This is a genomic window from Ruegeria sp. D4 (genome assembly GCF_056534475.1).
Genome location: NZ_JBQFPJ010000003.1, coordinates 158,331 through 170,939, shown reverse-complemented (window position 1 = coordinate 170,939; position 12,609 = coordinate 158,331). Strand labels below are relative to the sequence as shown.

Genomic DNA, 12,609 nt, shown 5'->3' with positions numbered 1-12,609 from the left:
CGGAAAAGCGTCAGGCAGACAGACCAGCCCACTGCGGCGGGGAGGTGCCAAGCCTTGATGCGGGCAGCGGCCAGTGCATCCTGGCAGTCCCGACGCTCAGCGCGGATTTCAGGCGGTGGCCAGGCCCCCAACCCGAAACCTCGGTAGCCTGGGCATAGTCCTGCGGGGTGGCACCCTGCATCTCGACCTCGGGGTCGGATTTGCTGAGTGCCACCAGCAACTCTGCGGTGCGTGCAAGTGACAGTTTGGCGTGCATCACCGGGTTCCCCCGCGCGGCCTGAGCAAGCGCCGACAGGATTGATGCGGCCATCAGGTAACCGGTGGCGTGATCCAGCGCCTGCACGGGCAGGGGGGTAGGCTTGTCCGCCTGCGCCCAGATGCGCCCGGCATCGGCGATCCCGGCGCTCATCTGGACAAGGCTGTCAAACCCGCGTCGGGTCGACCAGGGGCCTTGCCACCCATAGGCGTCCAGTGTCACCTCAACCCGGTTCGGGGCCAGTTCATCCCGTTTGGTTTTGGTCAATCCAAGCGCGTCCAGTGCGCCGGGACGATAGCCGTGAACAAAGACGTCCGCCTCGGCCAGTAGGTCATGCAACTTTTGAACCCCGGCAGGAGATTTCAAGTTCAGATAGGTGCATCGTTTGCCCAGCGAGATGTCGGGAATGACCCCGGGCTCGTCCCAACCGGGGGGATCGATCCGCAGCACTTCAGCGCCGAATCCGGCGAGGGTTCGGGTGGAAACCGGGCCAGCCAGAACGCGGGTCAGATCAAGGACCCGCAAGCCAGCGAGTGGCCGTTCTGCTGTGGCATTTGGCCGGTCGCGCAGGGTGACGATTCGCGGGGTTTCCCAGGTAATCAGCGGGTCGCGCGACACGGCACGGCCCTGAGGATGTTCAAGCCATTCCACCCGGCTGCGCATGGCAGCGGCAACACCGCCTTCGGCAACAATTGCGCTTTCAAGTTCCGAAATCGCCCACTGCCTGACCGCCTGGGATACGGCTTCCCGATCTGCGGGTGTATCCAGAACCTTGAGGGCCGCGCTGCGGTGGTGCGGCAGGTTGGTGTGCAACCGGATCCAACCGTCCGATGCCCTGTAGTTGCCGGCAACCGCATCCCACAGGTCCGGCATCTGCCAGCCATCGGGTTTGAACGAAAACCCGAACCAGAGCGATGCCAGGCGGTGATCGACGGTGATTTCCGGTGGCTTCGCGGACAGGTTCAGGGCTGAAGTCAATGAAGCAAGCTCTTGCCCGATTGCGGCAAAGCTGGCCGTGGCAAGCTCTGACACCGCAAACACGCTTGAAAGTGCGCCGTTCCCGGTAGTCCGATAGCTGTCTGCGGCGGGAAGGGACGACAGCAGGCTCATTGCTGATAGGGGTCCAGACTGTCGCGAAGCCCGTCGCCAAGGAAGTTGAAGGCCAGCACCACGACGATGATCGGCAGCATCGGGATGGCTGTCCATGGGTAGATCTCGATCGAGGCGAGGTTCTGTGCGTCGTTCAACATCACGCCCCAACTGACCGCCGGAGCCCGCAGGCCAAGGCCGAGGAAACTGAGCGCCGTTTCCCCGAGGATCATTGCCGGGATCGACAATGTGGCCGAGGCGATCAAGTGTGACATGAAGTTCGGCAAAAGGTGCTTGCGGATCACCCGCCCCGAGCTTGCGCCCATCATTTCCGCCGCGCGTACGTATTCCTCTTCGCGCAGGGACAGGAACTTGGCGCGAACGGATCGGGCGAGACCGGGCCAGTCGAGAATGCCGAGAATGATCGAGATGATGAAGAACACCGCCACCGGGCTCCAGTTCGACGGGACCGCAGCGGACAAGGCCAGCCACAGAGGCAGCTCCGGCAGCGAGCGCAGGATTTCGATCACCCGGTTGATGGTCCAGTCGATCCTGCCGCCGAAATATCCCGCCATCGACCCGAACAGGATACCCAGAAAGAACGACACCGAAATACCGATGAGGCCCACGGTCAGCGACAGTTGCGCGCCGTAAAGGATGCGGCTGAACACGTCCCGGCCCAGCCGATCCGAGCCCCAAAGGAACAGCGTGGCGCCCTCGGGGGCGCAGAACAGGTGCCTGTTTGTTTTGATCAGTCCTGCCAGCTTGTATTCGGACCCTTCACAGAAGAACCGGATCGGGCGTGGGTCTTCGGTGTCGGGGACGAATTTCCACTGAAAGGTCTCAAGATCAGCTTCGGCTACAATGGGATAGACGTAAGGCCCGACAAATTCACCTTCGTGGAACCAGTTGACGCTTTGGGGCGGGGCATAGAGGTGTTCGCCATTGCGGTCGTTCGGCCCGTAAGGCGCAATGAAGCCGGCGAAGGGCAGCATCAGATAGCATAGCAGCAGGAAGATACCCGAAATCAGGCCCAGCTTATGGGTCCGGAACTTGCGCCAGACCAGAACCCAGTTCGGCGCGTCCAAATCCGCGCGTTCGAGTTGTTGGATCGAGGCTTCGGGATCGAACGGGGCGTCGTCGACATAGCGGCCGTCAGGAAGTTTGCTCATGCTTCACGGCCCTCGTATCGGATGCGCGGGTCCAGCATGACCAGCAGGATGTCGGAGATCATCGTCCCGATCAGGGTCAGCAGGGCGACGAACATCAGGATGAAGGCCGACAGGAACTGATCCTGTGTCTTAAGCGCGGTCAGCAGGGTCGGGCCGATGGTTTGCAGGCCCAGAACGACCGACACAAGTACCGATCCCGACACCATCGAGGGCAGCAGGTTGCCGATGTCCGCCACAAACGGGTTGAAGGCAACGCGTAACGGGTATTTCGTCAGCATCCGCGACGGGGCCATGCCCTTGGCGATGGCGGTTTCGACATATGGCTTGCCCAACTCGTCCAGCATATTGGCCCGCAAACGCTGCATCATCGCGGATGCGCCTGAGGTGCCGATGACAAAGGTCGGAACAATCAGGTGGACAAGAATGGACTTCAGCTTGTCCCAACTCATCGGCTGGCCTTCGAAGGATGGGTCCATCAGCCCGCCGATGGGCAGGTTGAAATAGCGGTGGCCGTAATAGAACAGGATCAGCGCCAGAAGAAAGTTTGGCGTGGCGAGACCAAGATAGCCAACAAAGGCCGAGGTGTAGTCGATCCAGGTCCGCGACTTTGCAGCAGCCAAAACACCCAGCGGCAGGGCCACTGCATAGACGAAAAGGATCGCGGCCAGGTTGACCACGACCGTCAGCCACAGCGTGTCACCCACGATTTCGGACACGGGGCGGTCGAATTCAAAGGACCAGCCGTAATTGCCCTGCAACAATCCTTCGAACCCGTGGGGACCGGGCCAGAACCCCATCCAGATCAGGTATTGCTCCGGCATCGACCGGTCCAGCGCGTATTCCTTGCGCAGAAACTCGGCCTTGGCCACGCCGGCCGACTGGCCCGAGGCCTGCAATTCAGCAATCTGGTTGCTGAGATAGTCGCCGGGCGGAAGGTTGATGATCACGAAGATCAAAACCGACACCACCAGCAGTGTCAGCAGCATCGTGAAAAAGCGGTACACCGCGTAGCGCAGCATGATCATTTAGCTGCTCCTGTCAGTCGGCGAAAAAGAACTCGTCTGGCCGGTGGACGCCGAAATGCGCACCGGGTTCCCACGCCCACATGGCTTGCTGAGGTACATTGCGCAGACGGTTCGAAACCACGATCGGTTGCGGTGCACCGTTCAGAATACCGATGGCGTAAAGCTGATCGGCATGAATTTTCAGCATTTCGGTCCAGACCGCCTGACGCTCTTCGTCGGTTGTGGCGATTTCCCATTTGTGGGCCAGTTCCATTAACCGCTCTGCCTCAGGCATGTCTGGTGACTCGCCCGCTTCGCCACCTGTCTGATGATACTGCCCCCATTTCGGCCACGCCAGAAACACCTGATCGGTCGGGGCCAGATAGGCGGGGGAAGTGTGATTTTGCGGGATACCGTCATCCCAGCCAAACCAGACGGATGCCATCGTATTACCCGAGAAGACGCGGTTGCGCAGGATGTCCCGGTCCAGCGGGCGCATGACCAGCTTGACGCCAACTTCGCGCCAGGTGTCGGTGACGATCTGCAATGCGTTTTCAACTTCTTGCCGTTCGCCAGCGGTTTCGATCACCAGTTCCATCGGACGTCCGTCAGGCAGCAATCGGATTCCATTGTTATCCCGCTTGTCCAGCCCGGCCTCGTCCAGAAGGGCATTGGCCTGCTCGATGTCGAACTGCGCCCAGGCCTGTGCATTTTCTTCGTTGTAGAAAGGTGAGGCAGGCAGCACCGACATCGCACCGGGCTGGGCCAGCTTGAAGTAAAGCGCCTGGTTGATCGTCTGGCGGTCAATTGCGAGTGAAAGGGCGCGGCGCACGCGCACATCGCGCAACACTTCGCGCCAGCCATCATCCGAGTAATTCAAGTTCGGGTAGATTGCGATCTGTGACGCCACCCCGGTTTTCCAAAGCAGTGTCTTGTAGTTTCCCTTCTCCTCACCCTTTTTCAGGATTGATGCGTCACGGAAAGCCAGCCCGCGCCCCTGCAAATCGGTCTCACCCGCGTTGGTCTTGGCTGCGACAAGGCCGGGGGCGACGATCTCCATCTCGACCACGTCGATATAGGGCAGTTGCACGCCCTTGGAGTCGATGCGGTGATAGTAAGGGTTGCGGACAAAGTTGTGCCGGATCTTCTTGCCCGAGCTCGCGTTCAGCCAGGGTTGCAGGGTTGGCAGTTCGTGATTGTCGAATTTATAGAGGTTATCCAGCTTGTTGTGCAGCGCGGCCCAGCTTTTGACCCTTGCATCGTCAACCTGAAAGGCCAGATCTTCGGCATCTGCAAACTTCTCATGATATTGCTTGAGGAAGGCGGACGGGCGGTAAATGAAGGGGGGGCGGGCCTGCGCCAAAGATTGAAGGAAATTCGGGTTCGGATCGTCCCATTCGTACATGATTGTCCGTTCGTCCGGGAATGTCACGGTCGGCAACTTGCCTTCGACTTGCAGGAAATCCGGCGGACCGGAGGGGCTGAGGAGTTCATTGTTGGCCACATCCTCCCACCAGTAGCGAAAATCTTCCGAGGTGAAGGGAGAGCCGTCGGACCATTTGTGCCCTTCGCGCAGATGCAGCGTGAACTTGCGGTTGTCTTCGTTGTCGAATGAGGCCAGCAGGTCCGGGACAATTTCATAATTCTGGTCGAAACCGACCAGGCGGGCATACCCATAGACGACCATCTGGCGGATGTCCTTGGATCGCGTCACCATCGTGCGCAAAGTTCCGCCGGGCGTGCCGAATTCACGCCCCTTTGCGGCCAGATCAACGATCAGGGGGTCCTTCGGCAAACGCTCCTGAACCGGGGGCAGGTTGCCTGCGTTGACTTCAGTGGCCCAGAATTCGCTTTCCTGTGGTGTCGGAACGGTCTCTGCCGTGGCGGGCAGCATCCAGGTCAGGGCCAGCGACGCGGCCAGAAACAGGGGACGAGTGGTTTTAAACATGGCAACGTACCTTATGGCCGGGCTCCAGCTCTATCAATGAGGGTACCACGGTGTCAGAGAAACGAAAGGCTTCTTCCCAGCTGCTCGGTGCCCCCGCGCCCAAAGCGACCAGTTTCAGGTCGATGGGGCGGTTGATGTCAGGTTCCGGTTGAGCGGCAATCAGCGCTTTGGTGTAAGGGTGGCGGGGATTGTAAAACAGGGTCTCAGGCGGGGCTTGTTCGACGATCAGTCCCCGTCGCATCACGGCGACCTCATCAGCGATGCGCGCCACGACGGCAAGGTCGTGGGAGATGAAGAAATAGGACAGGTTCAGACTGTCCTGTAGATTCTCCAGCAATGTCAGGATCTGTTCCTGCACCGACACGTCCAGTGCTGAGGTCGGCTCGTCACAGACGATCAGCAACGGGTCCAGCATCATGGCGCGGGCAATCGACAGGCGCTGGCGCTGACCACCGGAAAACGCATGCGGGTAGCGTTTGAGCATGTCCGCGTTCAAACCGACCCGTTGCAGCATCTCGGCCGCCTTGTCCCGCTGTTCGGAAACAGACCCGATGCGGTGGATTTCCAACGGCTCGGTCATGGCGTCCTGAATGCGCATGCGCGGGCTAAGCGAACTGTAGGGATCCTGAAACACCATCTGCGCATTGCGTTGAAACGCGGTGCGCTGTGCGCGTGTCATCTTGTGGACCGTGATCGGATCGGCATCAGCCGAAGTGCGGAACAGCACTTCGCCGCCCGGATCAGGTAGCTCGGCGCCCAAGGCGATGCGGGCGGCGGTGGTCTTGCCTGACCCGCTTTCGCCTACAACGGCCAGCGTTTTGCCCCGGGCCAGCTGCAGATCGACACCCTGACAGGCGAAGATTTTCTTGTCGTCCTGCCAACCCTTGCTTGAACGCATGGTGTAAGTCTTGCTGACGTCCTTCATCTGCAGGATCAGATCATCCTGCGGCATCGGCAGGCCGACGGCATCCTTGTCCGGGATTTCCGGTGCGGCATCAAACAGTTGCCGCGTGTATGGGTGCGCGGGCGCATTCAGCATCGGCTCGGCCGGACCGGCCTCCATCACGCGACCTTTGTGCATGACGACAACCTGCTCGGCCATGTTGGCGACAACGCCCAAGTCATGCGTGACCAGGATCAGCGCCATGCCGGTTTCTTTTTGTAGCTCCTTGATCAGCCCCAGAACCTGCGCCTGCGTCGTCACGTCCAGCGCGGTGGTCGGTTCATCTGCGATCAGCAATTCGGGTTTCGAGACCATCGCCATGGCGATCATCGCCCGCTGCCGCATGCCGCCGGACAATTCGAAAGGGTAAGAATCATATGCCCGCTGAGGGTCGGGAAACCCGACGCGCTCGAACTGGGTCAGAACCTCTTTGCGAGCCTGCGCCTCGGACGCACCGCGATGCAGCCAGAGAACCTCGCTGACCTGATTGCCGATCTTGTGCAATGGAGAGAGGGATCGCATCGGCTCCTGAAATATCATCGAAACGCGATTGCCGCGAATATCGCGCATCTGGCGTTCGTTGATTCGGGTCAGGTCCACCAGACCCTTGGAATCATTCAAGGTAATTGTTCCGCTGCGAATCTGGGCCGTGCGCGGTAGAATGCGCAACGCTGCCCGGCAGGAAATGGTTTTGCCCGATCCGGATTCTCCGACCAAAGCAAGCGTTTGCCCCGCCTCGACGTCAAAATTCACGCCTTTGACAACAGATTCCGCACTGCCAAAGCCAATGCTGAGGTCTTGGACAGACAACAAAGCATTCATGCAGGTTTACCACCTGTTTGACCGTAGGTCGGCATCGGCTTGTTCGACTCCCTGTGTTTTTTGGCTCAGTTTCGCGCGGTTAGTGCCGCATAGTCAAACCGTTCTTGGGCCCAAACGTCGCGGAAACGTGAAACCGGGGGCAATTTATCTACACAAAGTCTTGAGTTCTTGTCATCTAGGGCAGTGTCGGCCACATCTTGTCTGTCGACTGCCATCAAGGAGAGACTTGCCCCGTGTCCGACAATCAAAGCCGTCTGGATCTGTTCATCGACCGCATGGTGTCACAGCGCGCCTGCCTGGATTTTGCCATTGCGCAAACCCGCAGCATGCCGGGTCCCGTGTTTGAGCTCGGGCTGGGCAACGGGCGAACCTATCATCACATGATCGGTCGTATTCAGGATCGCCCGGTTTATGTTTTTGAACGGGCGGTTGCGTCGCACCCGGAGTCCACACCGCCCGACGATCGGGTGATCCTTGGCGACGTGCGGGAAACTCTGCCCGCGTCGGTCGACCGTTTTGGCGCATCGGCCAGCTTGATACATGCGGATCTGGGCGGGCATAACAGGGCCAAGAACGATGCGTTCGCACGATTTGTATCGCCGCTGATCGAGCCGCTTCTGGCCGAGGGCGGATTGATGGTGTCCAGTGATCGCATGTATTTCCAGGCCCTAACCGAAGTGCCGCTGCCGGCAGGTGCTGTGGAAGGCCGCTGTTTCATTTATCGCCGCTGATCCGGGCCACAGGAAAGAGCGCCAATGCTGTTTTATGACTGCTCAACCGCCCCCAACCCGCGCCGGGCTCGCATGTTCATCGCTGAAAAAGGGCTTGATATTGAAACCCGGCACATCTCGATCGCTGATCGAGAGCAGTTGAGCGACGATTTCAAAGCGGTAAATCCAAGGGCAACGGTGCCGGTTCTGGTGACGGATGGCGGCACAGTCCTGACCGAAAACCTTGGAATCGCTGCCTATCTTGAAGCGCGCTTTCCCAATCCGCCTTTGTTGGGCCGTGGTCCGGACGATAAGGGCCTTGTTCTGATGTGGAACAGTATTGTCGAGCAACAGGGCGGCGCCCCGATTGCCGAAGTGCTGCGCAACACCAATCCCTTCTTTCGGGACCGGGCGATCCCAGGACCGGTCAACTACGCGCAGATCCCCAAACTGGCGCAGCGCGGCACCGACCGTGTAGCACAGTTTTTCGATCTTCTGGAGCAGCGCTTGCGAAACAGCGCATTCTTGGCCGGGGCAGAGTTTTCACTGGCGGATATTTCGGCTTTTGTTTTTGTAGATTTTGCGCGGGTCATCAGAACGCGCATACCTCAGGAAAACACGGCGACGCTGGCATGGTTCGAGGGGATCAAGGAACGACCCAGCGCCAACCTTTGAAGCCAAGGTTTCAGGAAGCGTAGACCACCCAGGCCCAGACCATGGCGACGTAAGTCAGGTTGTGCATGAACTGATCCAGCCCGGCAGCCCGCCAGAATGCCGCCTGATTGGGCTGCAGTTGCCGCTTGTCCGAGTACCGGGCCTTGGCAAAGTCTATGTTGAAATGCACGAACCATTCCAGAACGGCGATAACAAGGATGAAAGCTATCGCGGTCCCGAACAGCAGAAACACAATAGCAGACCCCGCCGCATGCACCGCTGCATGCTGCGCGCGTCCCAAATGCATATATTCCCCGCGGCCCGACAGCATTTTTGCTGTCTGGAGATAAAAATCCGCGAACATATGTTTGACCTGCAATAAGCAAATCATCAGCAACACCGCGCCAAGTGTAGCAGTCAAAATCGCCTTCCCCATATCAGTCTGTCTCAAACTCTAGGCGCTAAATTGGGCTCGCGCAAATGAACTAGTTCACACAAGGTGGGAATTTTCGATCAATTGGAAACTATTTGCGTCTTTTGTTGGGATTGCGGTAAATTCGTACTGCTGAATTTAAAGATTACCATGACGTACGGGTCGATGACCTGAAGTAGGGGCGGGTTCAATAGAAAGAACGATTTTCCGGTTTATTTGGAAGTACTCCAAACGCGATCAGCTGGTGCTGCTGGCCGTGACGGCGACACTGTTTCCATTGCTTTACCTGACGCTGGAACTGCCCAAGCGCATCATCAATGACGCCATCGGCGCAACCAGCAGCGTGGTCGAGGTCTGGGGCTACAGCCTGACGCAGACCAATTTCCTGATCATCCTGTGCTTTGCATTTCTGGCCTCGGTTCTGGCGCATGGTTTGATGAAGATGCGCATCAACACGATGAAGGGGATCCTTAGCGAACGGATGTTGCGCCGGTTCCGCTATCAGCTGATCAACAGCGCGCTGCGTTTTCCGCAACCTTATTTCGAGCGGGTCAGCCAGGGTGAACTGGTCTCGATGGTCACAGCCGAAAGCGAGCCGATGGGCGGGTTGATGGGCGATGCGATCAGCCAGCCGGTGTTGCAGGCCGGACAGATGATCACGATCCTGTCGTTCCTGTTTCTGCAAAGCGTCTGGTTCGGATTGGCAGCAGTGGCGCTGATCCCCTTGCAGGCCTGGCTTATCCCGCGCCTGCAACAGCAGATCAACCTGCTGAACAAGAAACGCATTCAGGAAGTGCGCGTGCTTGCGGCCCAGATTGGTGAAAACGCGGCGGGCGCATCGACTTTGCGGTCAAACGGCGGCTGGCGGTATCGTCGCGCGATGGTCTCGGATCAGCTGGGGCGGCTGTTCGGCATCCGGTTCGAGATCTACCAAAAGAAGTTTTTTATGAAATTCATAAACAACTTCATCTCGCAGCTGACGCCGTTCATGTTCTATCTGGTTGGCGGGCTTCTGGTGCTTCAGGGGGCGGTCTCGCTGGGGGCGCTGGTCGCGGCCTTGGCTGCCTACAAGGACCTGAGTTCCCCGTGGAAGGAACTGCTGACCTATTACAACCAGACACAGGACATGTCCCTGCGCTGGGACGTGGTGGTCGAACGCTTTGCGCCTTCGGGAATGCTGGATGAAAGACTATTCGACGGCGAACCTGAAACACGCCCGCATCTGAACGGTGATATCCATCTGAACCATGTCTCGGTGCGCGATATGGATGGAAATCAGGTGCTGGACGATCTGAATCTTACGTTTCCGGGTGGAAAGACGGTTGGTATTTCCGCCCCCAGCGAGGAAGACCGGCGTGCATTGGCGGAACTGCTGACACGGGAAATCCTGCCAAGTGCCGGGCGCGTTGAAATCGGGGGGCAGAACCTGGCCGACATGCATCAGGGGGTTGTGGCGGCTCGGATCGGGTATGCCACGTCGCGGCCCGTGATGTTTCAGGGAACGCTGGGCGACAACGTCATGATGCCGATGCGGTTCAAGCCATTGTCGGACGGGCCGGCCGATCCCGGATTTGCCGAAACCCAGCGTGCCGGAAACAGCCCCGATCCGTTCCGGGCAGATTGGCTGGATCCCTCACTGGCCGGTCTGGACAATGCGCAGGCACTGCGTGCGTGGTGGCTGCAACTGGTCGAGGGTATGGGCTCTGGCGCGGCCCTGTTCCAGCGGGGCAGCGAGCAGACATTCGATGCAGCCGAGCACCCCGAGCTGGCGGCAAAACTGGTCGAACTGCGCCCGGTGGTGCAGCAGGCCGTTCGGCAGAATGGGTTGGAACAGCAGGCGCTGATTTTCGGTCGAGATATCTATAACCCGGCTTTGCCTGTGGCCGAAAACCTGCTGTTTGCCACCCCGCGCGTCCGGGTCACGCAGGATCTTCTGGCGCGCCAATCCGTGTTTCTTGGGCAATTACGCGAACTCGGACTGGATGAAACGCTGGTCAGCCTGACCCGGGACGTGATCGACATGCTGCGCCAGATCTTTGGGCTGGATGGAACCGATCACCCTCTGTTCCGCAAACTTGGCCTTGAAGCCCAGACCTATGAGGCCGCGGTCGAGCTGATAGACCGCACCCGGGACGAAGGCGCGACAGGGCTGAACGATGAACAGCTGGCAAACCTGCTGGCGGTGCCGTTGGTGATCTCGGCCGAACAGATCGGGCCGGCCTTTACCAATGAACTGAAGGACCGGATTCTCGAGTTGCGTCACAGCCATTCTGACAAACTGCTTGAGACATTGCATGACGTCTTCGTGCCGCTGGATGAGGGCGAGTTTGCACCGGGGCTGACCGTGATGGAGAACGCCCTTTTTGGCAAGGTCAGCCAGGTTGGAGGGGCCCGGTCCGACGAGTTGCGCAAGGTGATTGTCGATGTGCTGTCCGAAAAAGGCGCGCGTCCACTGGTGATCGAACTGATCTACAACGTTCCGGTTGCGCTCGGCGGGCAAAACCTTCCGGCCGTTTTTGCCGAACCATTGGCCTTTACCCGTGCAACGATCAAGAAGCCGGACGTTCTGGTCCTTGAGAACGCGCTGGCCAGTTATGACATGAAAACCAAAGTGGCGGTTTACAAGAACCTGCGCGAGTTGCTGCCGGACACCACGGTTGTCTACTTGAATGATCAGTTCCAGAATCCGGGTGCATTCGACATGCATGTGGAAATCAGGCAAGGTCGTGTCGTTTCAGGGGAGGGACCGATCGACGTGGAGGAAGACAGCGCCGCCTCAGCCGACCTTGCACGCAAACTGCGGGCATTGGAGCAGACGCCATTGTTCTCGGGTCTGAACCGCAGACAGCTGCGCCTGCTTGCATTTGGTGCGCGCTGGTTCGAGGCCGCGAAAGGCGAGGTGATCTTTCTGAAAGACGACCAGCCGACGGATGGGGCCTACGTTGTTCTTGAGGGCGAGGCGGGTTTGTACCTGCCGCAACAGGACGAACCGGATCAGTTGATCACCAAGGTCGGACCCGGCGCGCTGGTTGGCGAACTTGGCCTGATCCGCAAAGAGCCGCGCGCGCTGAGCATGATTGCCGAAACCGATCTGTCCTGCCTGCGTATCGGTGAAGAAGAATTCCTTGCCGTCGTCGAAAACGATGCCGCAACCGCGTTCAAGCTGTTGCAGGTCATTGCCGGTTACGTTTCGAACTAGATGCCGCCCTCGGGGTTGCAGAACAGGTCATAGAGCAATGTGATGACCTGTGCGGTATTGCCGTCTTTCAGCGTGTAGTAGATTGTCTTGCCATCCCGCCGGGTCGAGACCAGGTTTTCCTCGCGCAAGCGGGCAAGCATCTGGCTGACTGCCGCTTGCCTTAGCTGCAACAGCTCCTCCAGTTGCCCTACAGATTTTTCGCCATCGCCCAGATGGCACAGGATCATCAAACGGCCTTCATGGGCCAGCGTCTTGAGAAATGCGGCCGCGCGGGCGGCGCTTTCGCTCATATCCGCAGGTTTTTCAGGGCTCAGTTGTTGGGACTGCACTTCCTTGAACGTCACGCGCGACCTGTCTACTAGTCTGTATTGTCAGCATT

General features: G+C 58.9%; 10 protein-coding genes. 3 read left to right on the top strand and 7 right to left on the bottom strand.

Going from position 1 to position 12,609, the window contains the following annotated elements; translation table 11 throughout:
- Nucleotides 1-10: 10 nt before the first annotated feature.
- From ACR0MI_RS06740 to ACR0MI_RS06720, 5 genes are read right to left on the bottom strand one after another with little or no spacing between them, the layout of a single operon-like run.
- Entirely contained in the window at nt 11-1,366 is a 1,356-nt protein-coding gene (locus tag ACR0MI_RS06740) for a CoA transferase (protein WP_170613501.1), read from the bottom strand.
- Nucleotides 1,363-2,517 carry an ABC transporter permease gene (locus tag ACR0MI_RS06735; protein ID WP_170613499.1) on the bottom strand — a complete coding sequence of 385 codons (1,155 nt, stop codon included), beginning with the start codon at nt 2,515-2,517 and terminating at the stop codon, nt 1,363-1,365. The genes ACR0MI_RS06740 and ACR0MI_RS06735 overlap by 4 nt, the downstream gene beginning before the upstream one ends.
- Nucleotides 2,514-3,542, bottom strand: a complete 1,029-nt coding sequence (locus tag ACR0MI_RS06730) for an ABC transporter permease (RefSeq protein ID WP_170613497.1) — start codon at nt 3,540-3,542, stop codon at nt 2,514-2,516. The genes ACR0MI_RS06735 and ACR0MI_RS06730 overlap by 4 nt, the downstream gene beginning before the upstream one ends.
- A gap of 13 nt (nt 3,543-3,555) precedes the next feature.
- Complete coding sequence (locus tag ACR0MI_RS06725; RefSeq protein WP_170613495.1) at nt 3,556-5,469, bottom strand: ABC transporter substrate-binding protein; 1,914 nt, start codon at nt 5,467-5,469, stop codon at nt 3,556-3,558.
- Complete coding sequence (locus ACR0MI_RS06720) at nt 5,462-7,234, bottom strand: ABC transporter ATP-binding protein (RefSeq protein ID WP_170613493.1); 1,773 nt, start codon at nt 7,232-7,234, stop codon at nt 5,462-5,464. The genes ACR0MI_RS06725 and ACR0MI_RS06720 overlap by 8 nt, the downstream gene beginning before the upstream one ends.
- A gap of 233 nt (nt 7,235-7,467) precedes the next feature.
- Here ACR0MI_RS06720 and ACR0MI_RS06715 point away from each other — a divergent pair, with 233 nt between their 5' ends.
- Both ACR0MI_RS06715 and ACR0MI_RS06710 read left to right on the top strand, forming a co-directional pair.
- Entirely contained in the window at nt 7,468-7,965 is a 498-nt protein-coding gene (locus ACR0MI_RS06715; protein ID WP_170613491.1) for a class I SAM-dependent methyltransferase, read from the top strand.
- Nucleotides 7,966-7,989: 24 nt separating this feature from the next.
- Nucleotides 7,990-8,619, top strand: a complete 630-nt coding sequence (locus tag ACR0MI_RS06710; protein ID WP_170613489.1) for a glutathione S-transferase — start codon at nt 7,990-7,992, stop codon at nt 8,617-8,619.
- 10 nt (nt 8,620-8,629) lie between these two features.
- Here the strand turns inward: ACR0MI_RS06710 and ACR0MI_RS06705 are convergent, their stop codons facing one another.
- On the bottom strand, nt 8,630-9,019 hold the full coding sequence (locus tag ACR0MI_RS06705; RefSeq protein WP_170816776.1) for a DUF3307 domain-containing protein: 390 nt from the start codon (nt 9,017-9,019) through the stop codon (nt 8,630-8,632).
- 214 nt (nt 9,020-9,233) lie between these two features.
- Between ACR0MI_RS06705 and ACR0MI_RS06700 the strand changes: the two genes are divergently transcribed.
- On the top strand, nt 9,234-12,230 hold the full coding sequence (locus tag ACR0MI_RS06700; RefSeq protein WP_170816819.1) for a cyclic nucleotide-binding domain-containing protein: 2,997 nt from the start codon (nt 9,234-9,236) through the stop codon (nt 12,228-12,230).
- Here the strand turns inward: ACR0MI_RS06700 and ACR0MI_RS06695 are convergent.
- Entirely contained in the window at nt 12,227-12,520 is a 294-nt protein-coding gene (locus tag ACR0MI_RS06695) for a metalloregulator ArsR/SmtB family transcription factor (RefSeq protein WP_170613792.1), read from the bottom strand. The genes ACR0MI_RS06700 and ACR0MI_RS06695 overlap by 4 nt on opposite strands.
- Nucleotides 12,521-12,609 lie beyond the last annotated feature (89 nt).

Bases quoted from the DNA above. Each gene is read 5' to 3' on its own strand.
- ACR0MI_RS06740 (WP_170613501.1), bottom strand. From the start codon at position 1,366: ATGAGCCTGCTGTCGTCCCTTCCCGCCGCAGACAGCTATCGGACTACC.
- ACR0MI_RS06735 (WP_170613499.1), bottom strand. From the start codon at position 2,517: ATGAGCAAACTTCCTGACGGCCGCTATGTCGACGACGCCCCGTTCGAT.
- ACR0MI_RS06730 (WP_170613497.1), bottom strand. From the start codon at position 3,542: ATGATCATGCTGCGCTACGCGGTGTACCGCTTTTTCACGATGCTGCTG.
- ACR0MI_RS06725 (WP_170613495.1), bottom strand. From the start codon at position 5,469: ATGTTTAAAACCACTCGTCCCCTGTTTCTGGCCGCGTCGCTGGCCCTG.
- ACR0MI_RS06720 (WP_170613493.1), bottom strand. From the start codon at position 7,234: ATGAATGCTTTGTTGTCTGTCCAAGACCTCAGCATTGGCTTTGGCAGT.
- ACR0MI_RS06710 (WP_170613489.1), top strand. From the start codon at position 7,990: ATGCTGTTTTATGACTGCTCAACCGCCCCCAACCCGCGCCGGGCTCGC.
- ACR0MI_RS06695 (WP_170613792.1), bottom strand. From the start codon at position 12,520: ATGAGCGAAAGCGCCGCCCGCGCGGCCGCATTTCTCAAGACGCTGGCC.